The organism is Rhodococcus sp. 1163, from assembly GCF_002091985.1.
Lineage (GTDB): Bacteria > Actinomycetota > Actinomycetes > Mycobacteriales > Mycobacteriaceae > Rhodococcoides.
This window is the reverse complement of record NZ_MKKX01000018.1, coordinates 288,328-301,612: the sequence shown is the minus strand read 5'-3', so window position 1 is coordinate 301,612 and position 13,285 is coordinate 288,328. Positions and strand designations below refer to the sequence as shown.

Below are 13,285 nucleotides of genomic sequence, written 5' to 3'. Positions count from 1 at the left end.
CCGATGCCGATTAACGAGACGCTCTCGCAGTACAGCGACTGGTCTTTCGAGTCCTCATTCACGATCTACGTACTCGCATTCATCCTGCTCATTGCGCAGTACGCCTCGGTGAAGGCCTCGGCCGTCCACTCCGAGGAACTTGTCGGCTCCGGTGCGCCGATCGCGACAGCCACCGGCCCGGGGCGCATTGCCGACGCGCCGAAGCGTCCGCTGTCCGAGCGTCTGGCCGGTATGGGATACGCGCTGCTGATCCTCGCACTCGTGCTGCATGTCGCAGCGGTCGTCCTGCGCGGGTTCGCAACGCACCGGTTCCCGCTGGGCAACATGTACGAGTTCGTCACCATGGCCACCGCCGCTGCGACCCTGACCTCGATCGTGTTGCTGCGTAAGCGAGCGATGCGCCCGATGCTCGTCTTCGTCCTGGCGCCGATCATCATTCTGATGTTCCTTGCCGCCACGAAGCTCTACGCCGACGCAGCACCCGTCGTGCCTGCACTGCGCTCCTACTGGCTGCCTATCCACGTCACCATCGTCAGCGTCGGCAGTGGAATCCTGCTCGTCTCCGGCGTCGCGAGCCTGCTGTTTCTGCTGCGCATCAAGCAGCCCGCCGGCGAGGAGAAGAGCACCGCGCTCGGCAGATTCGCCGCCAAGCTGCCCGACGCTCAAGCGCTCGATCGGCTCGCGTACAAGACGACGATCATGGCGTTCCCTCTGTTCGGTGCAGGCGTCATCCTCGGTGCAATCTGGGCAGAAGCAGCGTGGGGTCGCTTCTGGGGCTGGGATCCCAAGGAAACGATGTCCTTCATCACCTGGGTCATCTACGCCGCGTACCTGCATGCTCGTGCAACGTCGGGATGGCGGAACACCCGCGCAGCCTGGATCAACGTCGGTGGTTTCGTCACCATGTTGTTCAACCTCTTCATCATCAATATGGTGGTCTCCGGTCTGCACTCCTATGCCGGTCTGAACTAGCTGGTAACGTCCGCCTGAAATTATTGGCAGGACCGAAGGTGGCGTGCTGGGGAGCGCGTCACCTGTCTCGGTAACGGTGGGGGGACAAGTTCATGGCCGATTGGCAAATGAGTTCGTGGCAGGCGGTGCGGCCGGAAGAGCCGGACGAGGACCGGCCTTCGTCGATCACTACACCTGCTGAAGTCACGCCTCCAGCAGTCACCCCTCCAGAAGTCACACCGCCAGAAGCCACACCACTGGGCGTCACGGCCTCGGTCGTCGCGCCGGTGGAGGCTCCATCCCGTGAGCCTGAACCTGAACCCGTGGCTGCAGCGGTGCACGAGGCCGAGGCTCCTGTTGTCACGATCGCCGAGCCGCCAGCCGACGCTGCACCCGAGGCCCTGCTCGACCCACCTGAGGCTATGGTCGAAACTGCACCCGACCCTGGTTTCCGGTCGACGCCGGTACCGATGCCGACCGAGGATCGGCATCCACGCACTGCGCCGCAGACTTCGCTACCTACGCCGGTAATCGCTTCGTCCGCACTCGATCTGACCAATGCGTTGCTGGTGAAACAGGTCAGCCCCGCGCCACTATCGGGTTGGCGCCGGTGGCTGTATTCCGCGTCGGGCAAGCGGGTGAACCTGGGCAACAGTCCGCGGGACGAAAAACAATTGCGCCTCGTTCGACAGGTCGACCGCCAACTGGTCGGCTGCTACCGAGTGTCGGTGCTCAGCCTCAAGGGCGGCGTCGGAAAGACCACGACTACGGCGACTCTCGGATCCATGTTCGCGGACATCAGAGGCGACCGCGTCATAGCTGTCGACGCCAATCCCGATCGAGGCACGCTGAGTCAGAAAGTGCCCATCGAAACGCCGGCGACAGTGCGAAACATGCTGCGCGACATCGACAGTTTGGATCGATACAGCGACGTACGCGGATACACCTCGCAGAACGAGTTCAGGCTCGAGGTGCTTGCGTCGGACTCCGACCCTGCTGTGTCGGAAGCATTCAGCGGCAGCGACTACGATCGCGCCGTCGATCTGCTCGAAAAGTTCTACAGCATCGTCCTGACCGATTGCGGTACCGGTTTGATGCACTCCGCCATGGACAGCATCCTGTCCGGCTCCGATTCACTGGTTGTGGTCAGTTCCAGCTCGGTCGACGGGGCTAGGAGTGCGTCGGCCACCCTCGATTGGCTCGACGCACACGGCTACCGAGATCTCGTTCGATCCTCGGTAGCCGTCGTCAATGCCGTGCGGCCGCGAGCGGGGAAAGTCGATTTGGCAAAGGTGGTCGAGCACTTTGCGCAACGCTGCAGGCAAGTCGTGCTCGTGCCCTTCGACCCGCACCTGGAAGAGGGAGCGGAGATCGACCTCGGTCGACTCAAACCCAAGACTCGGTTCGCTCTGTTGGAATTGGCTGCTGCCGTAGCCGCAGACTTCCCCAGCACTCGGCCGGACGCCGCGCGCACGGAAGATCGGACAAGAACAGCCCGCTCCTGAGGAGCGGGCTGCAGACAGAGGCGCGAGGACGGTTCACCCGTCTCGCTCGTTACTCTGGTTGATCTTGTTTTCCCGAATCCTGACCATCGGTGCCCGAGCGTCGAGTATCGCGATTCATCTTCCACAGGAATTCTGGGTCGTCGTCAGGCCCGATCACCTTGCCTGCGGGTTCCTGCATCGTCGGACCGAACGCCTTCCAGAACAAGACGATCACTGCTACCAAGCCGATCATCGCCAAAAGATAGATCATGTCGCACCTCCTCATAAGAGGGTAGCCGCGTGGGGATGCGATGTGCACCCCACGCGGCTCGCAGTTTCCTGAGAATCGCCTCTTCTGTGTGAGCGGCGAGCTACCTGTGTCCGGCCTCGGTGGTCAGCGAGGTCAGCAAAGCCATGACCTCGGACTCACGGAAACGACGGTGGCCGCCGGGTGTCCGAAGTGATCCGAGCCGTCCTGCGTGTGCCCATCGGGTCACAGTCTTCGGATCGACATGAAAGAGCGCCGCTACCTGCCCCGGTGTGAGCAGTGAATCCTGAGCCTTGTGCAGAGTTGGTGCGCTCATCTTCTCGTGTCCTCCTGCGTGCTGAATCGCGTTTGATCGATCGCTGATGTGTCCGGTACTGCTGATGTGTCCGGTACTGCTGGTGTGTCTTCACCCCTACGGGGTCCTCGGTGAAGCAAGACCCGCCCTCGTGAGGTGTGAATCCCGAATCGGGACCCGCCCGCGAGGACCTGCGTTCTCGTCCGATCGGTCGAGCACGCGTGGTGTACGAGACCCATGGTTACATCCAGACCCCTAGGTACTCGACTGACCTAAAGTTGGTAAAGGGGAGGTAATGGACAAATCGGATAAGTCAGGCGGCATCGAGAAGGGTTGTTCCGAGCGGTAGCCTGGGGTCGTGACCGAAAGCAACACGCCCCCCGCGCCCACCGCAACAAAGGGTCAGCTGTTCCGTGACATAGCTCTTTACACCGGAGCACGCTTGTTGCTCGTCATCGTCATCGCCGCCGCCATCTTCGGAATCGGTCTCATCTTCGGCGTCGAGGTGCCCATACTCGTCGCCGCGGTGTTCGGAGTGCTGATCGCCCTGCCGCTGTCGCTGCTGCTGTTCAAGTCACTTCGCATACGGGTCAACGTGTCGATCGCCGGAGTGGACGAGGGACGCAGGCAAGCGCGTGCAGATCTGCAATCGAAGCTCCGCGGAGAAGACGGCCGTTGATGACCCGCATCGTCGATCACTCGGCGTCGCGTGAATGGGTCGACAACGCAGTCCGGCTGATCGACGCCGACGCCCAACGTAGCGCCGACACCCATCTGCTGCGCTACCCACTGCCGGCCGCCTGGAACGTCCAGCTCTACCTCAAAGACGAGTCCACGCACATCACCGGAAGCCTCAAGCACCGGCTCGCGCGCTCACTGTTCCTCTACTCGATCTGCAACGGTTGGGTTACCGAGAACACCACCGTCGTCGAAGCATCCTCCGGATCGACAGCAGTCAGTGAGGCATACTTCGCGCGCCTACTCGGCCTGCGCTTCGTCGCCGTCATGCCGCGCAGCACCAGCCCCGCCAAAATTGCGCTCATCGAAACCCACGGCGGAAAATGTCACTTCGTCGACGACCCTGCCGCGATGTACACCGAAGCGCACCGACTCACCGCCGAACCCGACACGCACTACATGGACCAGTTCACCCACGCCGAACGCGCAACCGACTGGCGCGGAAACAACAACATCGCCGAATCCATCTTCGACCAACTCACCCGCGAAGAGTCACCCATACCCACCTGGGTCGTCGTAGGAGCAGGAACCGGCGGCACCAGCGCCACCATCGGCCGCTACATCCGATACCGACGGCACGCCACACGATTGGCCGTCGTGGACCCGGAGAACTCCGCCTTCATCGGAGGGTACGAAAGCGGAAGCGCCGACTACGAGACCGACAAACCATCTCGGATCGAAGGAATCGGACGTACACGAATCGAACCATCCTTCGTCGGACAGGTCATCGATCGCATGATCGCCGTGCCCGACGCAGCATCCGTCGCCGCCACCAGACACACATCCACAGTTCTCGGGAAGCGCGTCGGCGGATCGACCGGAACCAACATGTGGGGTGCCTTCGGGCTCATCTCCGACATGATCTCCGCCGGCAACCACGGCAGCGTCGTGACAGTGCTGTGCGACGGCGGAGAACGCTACGCCGACACCTACTTCGACGACAGCTGGGTCGCCGAGCAAGGAATGGACCTGACCGGCCCGACATCGGTCCTCGAAAACTTCCTCAAAACCGGAGAATTCGCACCCTGAACCCCCAGTCCCGCAGGCTCTACTCCCGCATCAACACGACCGACGCCGCTGCCGTCGCCGCCGCCACCGAACCCACGGCAGGCCAGGCGCCGATCTTCTTCGCCAGCGGGTGCGAGGCCCCGAAACCCACGAGGTAGGTCGCCAGGAGCGCGCCGGCGACCTTCGGGCCCGAGGACGCATTCCATGAGAGCGTGCATGCGACACTTGCCGCCGCGAGGACAGCGCCTCCGAGTGGCCGGTTCTTCGTCTTCCGTGCCACCGCGAAACCGCCGAGGAGTCCGCCGGCCGCGAGCGCTGACGTTGCAATCGTATTCAGAGCCATACCCCCGACAGTAGTGCCGAAGGGCGCCGCACGCCGCATACGAGTTCGGTCAGGACTTCGCCGCTTCACGCACCCGAATGGCCCGGGCGAGGTGGTCCCGCTGTTCGATGACGAGCCTGCGAAGCGCCGCAGGCGCCCACTGGTGAGCAGCGAGCCACGCGTCGGCGTCCTCGGTGCTCTGCTGCTGCGGGAACAATCCGATGACGAGCCTCCGGGCGATCTCGATACTTCGCCCGGCCCAGAGGTCAGCGATCGCCTCGAAGTAGCGAGAGTCGAAGGACGCCGACACATCACGTCGCCCACCGGCACGGAACCCGGAGACCGTTGCGTCGACTGCGTCGTTGGACAGGTCGTCGGAGTCCATCAAGGCCGACCACGCCGCAGACTTCGCTTCGGACGTCGGTCGGGCCGAGATCGCAGCGCGATACGAATTGCGGCTGGAAGCCGAGGCGTCCAAGGTCAATTCGGCATCGATCGCGTCCTTGTGGGCGCGGCCGGATGCGCTGAGAGCGCGCATCAGCAACCACCGTTGCTGTGGATCGAGATCGAGGCCCGCGAGGGGCAGGGTGCCGTCGAGTAGTCCGAAGATGTCCTCGGCCCTGGAATCGGAGTTCTGGGCCGCCGCGCCGACCGCGCGCAGCCACACCACTTGGGCGTCACTTCCAGCATCGGCCGACATCAGTCGAGACCAGCACGTGTCCAACCAGAGTCGAGCAGCATCCTGACCGTCCGGAAGGTAGTGATCGATCGTGTACTGGGCGTTGGCGAGAACGGCCTCCAAGATGCCGACCTTGCTCTCCGACGGCGCGAACCGCGAGACGAGGTCCAAGAACTTCGTCGGTGCGAATTCTGCGTCCCGTGTCGCGTTCCACAGTGCCGACCAGATCAATCCCCGAGCCAAGGGATCGACAATTCGGTCCAGAGAGCCGGAGATAGTGGCAAGGGATTTCTCGTCGAGTCGAATCTTGGCGTATGTCAGGTCGTCATCGTTGAGGAGAATCAATGCGGCACTGGGCAATTCGATAGGTGTACTCGCATCGACGATATCGACCTCGCGACGCTCCGTCCGAACGAGATTGCCATCGGCATCCGCGTCGTACAGTCCGATGGCCAGGCGGTGCGGGCGTGGATCGGTCTGCTCGACGCTGCTGCCGGTGTAGGAGAGTGTCGATACGCCGCTGGTCTGTAGCCAGGCGGTGGCCCAGCTGTCCAGATTCCTCCCGGAGGCGGCGGAGGCATGAGTCAGCAGATCGGCCAGTGTCGTGTTGCCGAAAGCGAACTCGGCGAAATACCGCCGCGAGGCCTCGAAGAAAGCCTCGTCGCCGACGTATGCCGCCAGTTGTTTGAGCACGCTGGCGCCCTTGGCGTAGGTGATGCCGTCGAAGTTCAGTTTGGCAGCTTCGAGGTCGGTGATGTCGGCGACGATGGGGTGGGTCGTCGGGAGCTGGTCCTGCAGATACGCCCAGGCCTTACGCCTGTTCGCGAAACTGACCCAGGCGTCGGTGAAGCGCGTTGCGTCTGCGGAGGCGAATGCGCCCATGAAGTCGGCGAAGGATTCTTTCAGCCACAGGTCGTCCCACCACTCCATGGTCACGAGATCGCCGAACCACATGTGCGCCATTTCGTGCAGAATCGTGTTGGCACGAGCTTCGTACTGAGCATCTGTTGCAGCGGAACGGAATACGTAGGATTCGGTGAACGTGACCAAGCCGGGATTCTCCATTGCGCCGAGGTTGTACTCGGGAACGAAGATCTGGTCGTATTTGCCGAACGGGTACGGGTATCGGAATTTGTCGTGGAAGAAGTCGAGCCCCCGACGAGTGATATCGAAGATGTCCTCGGGATCGAAGTATTCGGCGAGCGAAGCTCTGCACAGTGCGCCGAGCTCCACGGTGAGATCGTCTCGAGTCCAGGATGATTCGGACCGGTGATAGGGGCCTGCGGCGACGGCGGTGATATACGTCGAGATGGGCAAGGTGGGGGCGAAGGTCACCGTGTCTCCCGTGCGGATTCCAGTCCGGTTGGAGAGAACTTCCCAGCCCGACGGCGCGGTGACCACAAAGGTGAACGGCGCCTTGATATCGGGCTGTTCGAAATTCGCGAACACGCGTCGGGCGTCGGCAGGTTCGAACTGGGTGTAGAGATATACCTCGTCGTCGACAGGGTCGACGAAACGGTGAAGACCCTCACCGGACCGGCTGTAGCGAGCCAACGCGTCGACGACGACCGTGTTTCTCGAGGCCAAGCCGAAGAGCTGAATGCGTGCGCCGTCGTAGACCACTGGAATTTCGACGTCGTTGAGCCTGACCGATTTTACTTCCGCGCCGAGGAAATCGATCCAGGTCGCCGGGGTGGACGCGTCGAAGTCGATGGTGGTGCGAGAAGTGAACGTGTCGGTGTCGGCGTCGGTCGCACCGAGTAGATCCAGCTCGATCCGATACGAGACTTCGGTGATGTGTCGCGAGCGACGGCGTGTCTCGGTACGGGTGAGGTTCGCAGTGTTCACCTGTCGAGCGTAAGCCGCTCGGTAGCGCTGCGGGTGGGCACACCCACCGACGCTGCGCCGCATAGTCTTGTGCGCATGACATTTTTGGTACGGCTTGTTATCAACGCTCTTGCGATCTGGTTGGCTGCGCAGTGGGTCGGTGGCATCGAACTCGCGAGTTCGGGCCGTGGAACAGGATGGGATTTGATCGTCCTGGCCGGCATCGCAGCGGTCTTCACCATCGTCAATGCGTTCATCAAGCCGATGGTGAAACTGCTGTCGCTTCCCCTGGTCATTCTGACTCTCGGACTGTTCACCCTCGTCATCAATGCGCTGATGCTGCTCCTCACCGCATGGATTTCCTCGGTGACTGATTACGGCTTGGCGATTGCCGGCTTCGGTGCAGCATTCTGGGGTGCACTCATCATTTCGATCGTCAACTTCCTGCTCGGCGCGTTCGTACCCGAGAACCGCTGACGGTCTACGCGAACGCCAATGCGGCTCCGGTCGTCAAGCCCCACACCAGCATCGCCAGACCGGAGTCGCGAAGCGCCGGGATGAGTGCGAATCCTGTCGCACCCGTACGTACCGGCGTGTTTGCGCGTGCCGCCAGCGGCAACGCGAGCAACGCGAGCAACGCCCACGGTGTACGCGCGACGAGCGCAACCGTCACCGCGAACGGAACGATCATCAGTGCAAGGTGGAGCAGGCGGGTGCGGGAGTCACCCAGTCGCACAGCGAGTGTGTGTTTTCCTGAGTCCGGATCGGTGTCGATGTCACGAAGGTTGTTGGCGACGAGCACAGCGCTCGAGAACGATCCGACTGCGACGGCCGCGACCGCTCCGACCCAGTCGATGCGACCTGCCTGCACGAACTGGGTGCCGAGAACCGCGACGAGGCCGAAGAATACGAAGACCGCTACCTCACCCAGGCCGCTGTACCCGTAGGGCTTCTTGCCGCCGGTGTAGAACCAAGCACCCGCGATACAGACAGCGCCGACGAGGATGAGCCACCATGCGCTGGTCACCGCCAACGCGATCCCGGCAACTCCACCCACTAGGAAACACCCGACGGCAGCAGCCTTGACGGAACCGGGCGAGGCGACCTTCGACCCGACGAGCCGGAGCGGGCCGACGCGTTCGTCGTCGGTTCCACGGATGCCGTCGGAGTAGTCGTTGGCGTAGTTGACACCGATGATGAGCGCCAGCGATACGAGGAGCGCGAGCAGCGCCTTCCACCACACTGCGTCACCGAGTGACGCCGCTGCACCTGTTCCGACGAGAACGGGCGCAATCGCGTTGGGCAACGTGCGCGGGCGTGCGCCTTCGATCCATTGAGCAGTGGTGGCCATGCTGTGATCCTTGCGCATCGCCGTCGTAGATCTACTCGGAGGGCCGAGTAACAAGGCCCGAATCAGGGAAGAGGCAGACGAGGCAACTCGGGTAGCTGAAATTTCGGCAGCTGAAGCGGCGGCAACTGGAACGGCCGCGGAGGTGGCGGAGCGGGTGGGGCTTCGGTGCTCTCATCGTCAGGCACGTACCGAGTTTCGGTGGTCGAAGCTGGAGGCGGCGCAGTGGTCGTAACGGGCGGAGCATCCGCCGTCGGGACCACGACCGTGGTGGTTACCACTGCTTTCGGCAAGGAGGTCGTGGTGGGCACGGCCTCGGCAGTGGGTTTCTCGACGGCGGTGTCCTGGGTTCCGGTCAGCGACGGTTCCTCACCGGCGCCGGGCCACAGCATCCAGATGAAGAAGCCCAATGCAGCGACGGTGGGAAGTCCGAAACGTACGAGCGGGGTCAACAGTGATGTGACGCTCCAGGATGTGACGCTCCAGCGTGAGGCCCCGGATCCGGCTGTCTGCTGCTGGTCGACCCGGGCTGCGTACAGGGCTGCACCGCGAGCACTGATCAGCTCCGGATCGCACGGAACGACAACCGGAATCCGGAGATATCGCCCGAGTACCTCTTTCAACAGGGGAATTCTGGCGCCGCCACCGACTGCGACCACCACCTCGGGCGGAATCTCGGACATGTCGGCGAGATCGCGAAGGGCGATTGCCGAGTGCTCGGCCGCCCGCATGATCTGCAGTTCGAACATGTGCCGATCCAGCAGTCGGAATGCGCCGTCGGAAGTCTGCGTCGCCTCGTGCGTGGACAGTGCTTCCTTGACTTCACAACTGAATTCCAACAGCGCGTGTTCTTCGGCTTCGGTGCGCGGTATCGCAAGGATATCGAGGGTGAGGAGATGATCTCGCACAGCGCGATCGAGGACCTCACCGCTCATCTCGGATGTTCGAGTCGCGGCGTAGACGGTTCCGCTGTCGATGTCCGCGACGGTCATCTCGAGACCGGTAGCCCCGAGGTCGTAGAGCGCGACGGTGCGATACCGGAATTCAGGGTCCGCTCTCAGCTGTTCGAGAGTGCCCGCAACCTCCGAGATCACGCGTACCTCCGACACGTACTCCTCTACCAGCGCGGCCTTCAACGCGGCACTGTAGCCGGGGTCGGGGAAGGCGACGCCGAGAGAATGCGGAGCGTCCGACCGGTCGACGACGACCCGGATAGCGTGCGCGACGTCCTCGGCATCGGGGCTCGGACCGGCAGTGGGGAACCATTCGGTGGAGAACGACCGGCCGTCGACGGTGCGAACTGCTCGAATGCCACTGACACCCATCGACATGCCGACTGCTGAATCCATTGCTCTCGTGGCTTCCCTTCCCTTGCCGGCGGCGGAACACCTGTGGAACTTCCGCGTCAGCCTACCGTGTAAGGGTCGGTTCTCCGATCGATAACAGACCAGAAGGTGCTTTTCGGTGAGTGAAGTTTCCGTTCACACATCGGGGTCCATGCCCCGCCGAACACTGAGTTACGTGTCCAATCCCCAGCCTTGCACCACCTCGACGGACTCGCCCAAGGGTCGGGTCATGGACCACAGTGGGACCGCCCGGCAATAAGAAATTTTCCATTCGCCGTCCTCGACGACGTATTTGTCCTCGTACTCCATGGACGACACGGTTTCGGTGCGTGCGGTCATATCGAGTTGGCGAAACGCCAGTGTCCACTTGCCTTCGGCATGGTCATCGTCGATGAGCGTAATTTCCGGGTGAAATGCGTGGTGCATGTCGAGAACGACATAGCTTCCCGATTCCTTCTTCAGCGCAACTTTGCGGAAGATTTCGACGACTGGATCCGCGTCTTCGTATTTTCCCAGTCGGCCGTAGTCCATGATCGCGCCGCGTTCGATGAAGCATGCGCGAAACGTGTTGGCGTCTTTGGCATCACACGCCCTCAGGTAGCGATGTTTGAGAGACTTGATTGCCTCGATCTTCTCGAGGGCGGACATTCTTTGCTCGATCGATGGAACGCTCACATCAGAATCCTTTCGTCGGGAAAATTTGAATCGGTTCGAGCCTCAATCGATTACCGCGGAACTGTACTGCGGTGGATTGCCCAGCATCGGCCGATGCGAAGGAGGCCGATTTCCGTCGACGTCGACCACACCGAGTTCGGCGGCGAGCTCTGCACCGACCAGAACGTTTCCCGTGCGCTGCATCAGATGCGGATCACGGGCCAACGCTGCGATGATCCTTCCGGTGAATTCCGGTGTTTCCGCGGTAGCAGCCAACGATGCGTACGCGTCCGGATTCGCGGCAAAGCTCGCGAGTGTGCGCTCGGTCTTGAGCAAGCCCATCCAGATCGAGATCACTGCCACACCGAACGGCCGGAAGTCGTGAGCCATGTCGTGAGCCATCTTGTCCACCGCTGCTTTTCCTGCACCGTAAGCAGGTCCGTGCATGTAGCACGTGCCGCCGAAGCTCGAAGTGTTCACCACGAGGCCGCTTCCACCTTCGATCAGCAATGGCGCCGCGAAGTGCGTCGCGACATAGGTCGATCGCATTCCGACATCGAGCAAATCGAGCAACGACAACGGCTTCTCCCAGAACGGACCCTTCATGGTCAGCGCATCAGGAACGGCGAGCGCATTGTTGACAAGAATGTCCAGTCGACCTTGCTCTTTGCGAACTTGCTCGAAGAGATTCTCGACCTCGCCGTCCACCGAGTGGTCGGTGATCACTGGGATACCTGTTCCGCCGCGGCGAGTGATCTCCTCGGCCGTCGCGAAGACAGTGCCCGGAAGGGGTGAATCCCCGACCGATGCAGTACGTCCCGTGACATACACGGTGGCCCCGGTATCGCCGAGGGCCAAGGCGATTCCCTTGCCGGCGCCGCGGCTTGCGCCTGTTACCACGGCGACGATGTCAGATTTCGAACTCAACACGAACTCCTCTGTTCATTCTTCCGTTACGGGATTGCCGAAACGGTACGCATCCGATTTTCAAGTGCAGTAAACAAAGTAGAAAGCCGGCTCACCGAAGGATCCCCTTCGGTGAGCCGTATGAGTCAGTAAAGCGGGTGCAGGGTCGGCCGAGTGAATTCATGGCACGCGGTCCGAACCGTAGCGTCAGATCATCGCTCGCAGTGGACCCTCCGGCACTTCACCCATGGTGGTGAGAGCTGTTGAATGGTAAAGGGTTCCCGGAACGTGAATCGCATGCTGCAAGCCGACGTGCGCGTCACGCCAGTAGCGCTGCACGAGATTGGTACGTCGTACAGCATTGCCGCCCGAACGCGAGAAGATCTCGTCGACCGCATGTACAGCCCGCCAGGCTGAGCGCACCTGATTCCGCCGGACCAGCGAACGGTCCTCGAACGAGATCGTCTGTCCGGCGTCCGCGAGATCGTAGACGCGTGAAATTCCGTCGAGCAGTTGTGTTCGTGACGCGGCGATCTCGGCCGCGGCATCGGAGATCGCGTACATCACATAGGGGTCATCTTTGATTCTGGTCCCGATGGCGGAGACGCGTTCCCGCTGGTAGTCGAGATGCGCGGCCAGTGCACCCTCGGCGATGCCGATGACGGCAGCGGTGATTCCGAGCGGAAACATCGTCCAGAACGGCAACTTGTATACGGTTTCGGTTCGGCCGACGCGCTCTGCAACTCCTTCCCCCGCCTGCACTTCCTCGTAATCCATTGTCCGATAAGACGGCACGAAGGCCCCATCTACGACGACGTCTTTGCTGCCGGTTCCTTGCAGCCCGATGACATCCCAAGTGTCGTCGATGATCGTGTAGTCCTTACGTGGCAATACCACGTGGATGATCGTGGGCGGCATCACGGCGTTTCCCTCGGCATCGCCGACCATCGCTCCCAGGAAGATCCAGTCACAGTGATCTGTGCCCGAGGAGAAGTTCCAGTGTCCGTGCAGAATGTATCCGCCGTCGGTGGGCGTCGCTACGCCTTGCGCGGCGTAGGGAGATGCGATCCAGGTGTCCGGATCCTCGCCCCAGACTTCCTCCTGAAGTTTGCGGTCCATCAGGGCCATCTCCCAGGGGTGGACTCCGCCCACGCCACACACCCATCCGGTGGAACCGCAATGCTTGGCGACGGCCATGACGGACTCGGCGAAGTCCCGAGGATGGGCCGCATATCCGCCGAAGTCGGTGGGTTGCAGCATCCGCATCACCCCGGCTTGTCGGACCAGTTTCACGCTCTGGTCCGAGAGCTTGCCGAGATCCTCGGTCTCCTGGGCCGCGCCAGCCAGCTGAGCGGCCATTTCTTCGACTTTGAGAACCACTTCATGCGCCATCGTGTACCTCCGTGTGATGTCGGGCGACTCACCCTGTAGCTGAGTCCTTGATCACAGTAGGTTCCGG

General features: G+C 62.1%; 14 protein-coding genes. 5 read left to right on the top strand and 9 right to left on the bottom strand.

Annotation, left to right across the window (positions count from 1 at the left end):
* Positions 1-3 precede the first annotated feature (3 nt).
* Both ccsB and BJD99_RS07595 read left to right on the top strand, forming a co-directional pair.
* Positions 4-972 (top strand): c-type cytochrome biogenesis protein CcsB, encoded by a 969-nt coding sequence (ccsB, locus tag BJD99_RS07600; protein ID WP_084346182.1) that lies wholly within the window; start codon positions 4-6, stop codon positions 970-972.
* A 92-nt stretch (positions 973-1,064) separates the two neighbouring features.
* Positions 1,065-2,456: a MinD/ParA family protein gene (locus tag BJD99_RS07595; RefSeq protein ID WP_256895540.1), complete on the top strand. Its 1,392-nt coding sequence runs from the start codon at positions 1,065-1,067 to the stop codon at positions 2,454-2,456.
* A 49-nt stretch (positions 2,457-2,505) separates the two neighbouring features.
* Here BJD99_RS07595 and BJD99_RS07590 read toward each other — a convergent pair whose 3' ends face one another.
* Positions 2,506-2,706, bottom strand: a complete 201-nt coding sequence (locus BJD99_RS07590) for a hypothetical protein (protein WP_084346181.1) — start codon at positions 2,704-2,706, stop codon at positions 2,506-2,508.
* A 100-nt stretch (positions 2,707-2,806) separates the two neighbouring features.
* Positions 2,807-3,019: a BldC family transcriptional regulator gene (locus tag BJD99_RS07585; protein ID WP_084346180.1), complete on the bottom strand. Its 213-nt coding sequence runs from the start codon at positions 3,017-3,019 to the stop codon at positions 2,807-2,809.
* Between the two features lie 337 nt (positions 3,020-3,356).
* On the opposite strand from BJD99_RS07585, the gene BJD99_RS07580 reads away from it, so the two are divergent.
* The gene (locus BJD99_RS07580; protein ID WP_084346179.1) at positions 3,357-3,677 is read left to right on the top strand and encodes a DUF4229 domain-containing protein; all 321 of its coding nucleotides are present in this window, start codon (positions 3,357-3,359) and stop codon (positions 3,675-3,677) included.
* Positions 3,677-4,765: a PLP-dependent cysteine synthase family protein gene (locus tag BJD99_RS07575; protein WP_084346178.1), complete on the top strand. Its 1,089-nt coding sequence runs from the start codon at positions 3,677-3,679 to the stop codon at positions 4,763-4,765. The genes BJD99_RS07580 and BJD99_RS07575 overlap by 1 nt, the downstream gene beginning before the upstream one ends.
* Before the next feature lie 19 nt (positions 4,766-4,784).
* Here the strand turns inward: BJD99_RS07575 and BJD99_RS07570 are convergent, their stop codons facing one another.
* Both BJD99_RS07570 and pepN read right to left on the bottom strand, forming a co-directional pair.
* Positions 4,785-5,087 carry a hypothetical protein gene (locus BJD99_RS07570; RefSeq protein ID WP_084346177.1) on the bottom strand — a complete coding sequence of 101 codons (303 nt, stop codon included), beginning with the start codon at positions 5,085-5,087 and terminating at the stop codon, positions 4,785-4,787.
* Between the two features lie 49 nt (positions 5,088-5,136).
* Positions 5,137-7,593 (bottom strand): aminopeptidase N, encoded by a 2,457-nt coding sequence (gene pepN, locus BJD99_RS07565; RefSeq protein ID WP_179142229.1) that lies wholly within the window; start codon positions 7,591-7,593, stop codon positions 5,137-5,139.
* Positions 7,594-7,668: 75 nt separating this feature from the next.
* On the opposite strand from pepN, the gene BJD99_RS07560 reads away from it, so the two are divergent.
* Positions 7,669-8,049, top strand: coding sequence for a phage holin family protein (locus BJD99_RS07560; RefSeq protein ID WP_084346175.1), 381 nt, complete (start codon positions 7,669-7,671; stop codon positions 8,047-8,049).
* 4 nt (positions 8,050-8,053) lie between these two features.
* Here the strand turns inward: BJD99_RS07560 and BJD99_RS07555 are convergent, their stop codons facing one another.
* The 5 genes from BJD99_RS07555 to BJD99_RS07535 all read right to left on the bottom strand — a co-directional run bounded on the left by BJD99_RS07555 (position 8,054) and on the right by BJD99_RS07535 (position 13,218).
* A complete protein-coding gene (locus BJD99_RS07555) occupies positions 8,054-8,923 on the bottom strand; it encodes a 1,4-dihydroxy-2-naphthoate polyprenyltransferase (RefSeq protein ID WP_084346382.1) in 870 nt (289 codons plus the stop codon).
* A gap of 62 nt (positions 8,924-8,985) precedes the next feature.
* Positions 8,986-10,269 carry an Hsp70 family protein gene (locus BJD99_RS07550; protein ID WP_084346174.1) on the bottom strand — a complete coding sequence of 428 codons (1,284 nt, stop codon included), beginning with the start codon at positions 10,267-10,269 and terminating at the stop codon, positions 8,986-8,988.
* A 168-nt stretch (positions 10,270-10,437) separates the two neighbouring features.
* Positions 10,438-10,914 carry a nuclear transport factor 2 family protein gene (locus tag BJD99_RS07545; protein WP_084346381.1) on the bottom strand — a complete coding sequence of 159 codons (477 nt, stop codon included), beginning with the start codon at positions 10,912-10,914 and terminating at the stop codon, positions 10,438-10,440.
* A 69-nt stretch (positions 10,915-10,983) separates the two neighbouring features.
* Positions 10,984-11,847 (bottom strand): SDR family NAD(P)-dependent oxidoreductase, encoded by an 864-nt coding sequence (locus BJD99_RS07540; protein ID WP_179142228.1) that lies wholly within the window; start codon positions 11,845-11,847, stop codon positions 10,984-10,986.
* A 186-nt stretch (positions 11,848-12,033) separates the two neighbouring features.
* Complete coding sequence (locus BJD99_RS07535; protein ID WP_084346172.1) at positions 12,034-13,218, bottom strand: acyl-CoA dehydrogenase family protein; 1,185 nt, start codon at positions 13,216-13,218, stop codon at positions 12,034-12,036.
* Positions 13,219-13,285 lie beyond the last annotated feature (67 nt).

Coding starts and splice junctions, on each gene's coding strand:
- ccsB (WP_084346182.1), top strand. CDS start 4: ATGCCGATTAACGAGACGCTCTCGCAGTACAGCGACTGGTCTTTCGAG.
- BJD99_RS07595 (WP_256895540.1), top strand. CDS start 1,065: ATGGCCGATTGGCAAATGAGTTCGTGGCAGGCGGTGCGGCCGGAAGAG.
- BJD99_RS07590 (WP_084346181.1), bottom strand. CDS start 2,706: ATGATCTATCTTTTGGCGATGATCGGCTTGGTAGCAGTGATCGTCTTG.
- BJD99_RS07585 (WP_084346180.1), bottom strand. CDS start 3,019: ATGAGCGCACCAACTCTGCACAAGGCTCAGGATTCACTGCTCACACCG.
- BJD99_RS07575 (WP_084346178.1), top strand. CDS start 3,677: ATGACCCGCATCGTCGATCACTCGGCGTCGCGTGAATGGGTCGACAAC.
- BJD99_RS07570 (WP_084346177.1), bottom strand. CDS start 5,087: ATGGCTCTGAATACGATTGCAACGTCAGCGCTCGCGGCCGGCGGACTC.
- BJD99_RS07560 (WP_084346175.1), top strand. CDS start 7,669: ATGACATTTTTGGTACGGCTTGTTATCAACGCTCTTGCGATCTGGTTG.
- BJD99_RS07555 (WP_084346382.1), bottom strand. CDS start 8,923: ATGGCCACCACTGCTCAATGGATCGAAGGCGCACGCCCGCGCACGTTG.
- BJD99_RS07550 (WP_084346174.1), bottom strand. CDS start 10,269: ATGGATTCAGCAGTCGGCATGTCGATGGGTGTCAGTGGCATTCGAGCA.
- BJD99_RS07545 (WP_084346381.1), bottom strand. CDS start 10,914: ATGTCCGCCCTCGAGAAGATCGAGGCAATCAAGTCTCTCAAACATCGC.
- BJD99_RS07535 (WP_084346172.1), bottom strand. CDS start 13,218: ATGGCGCATGAAGTGGTTCTCAAAGTCGAAGAAATGGCCGCTCAGCTG.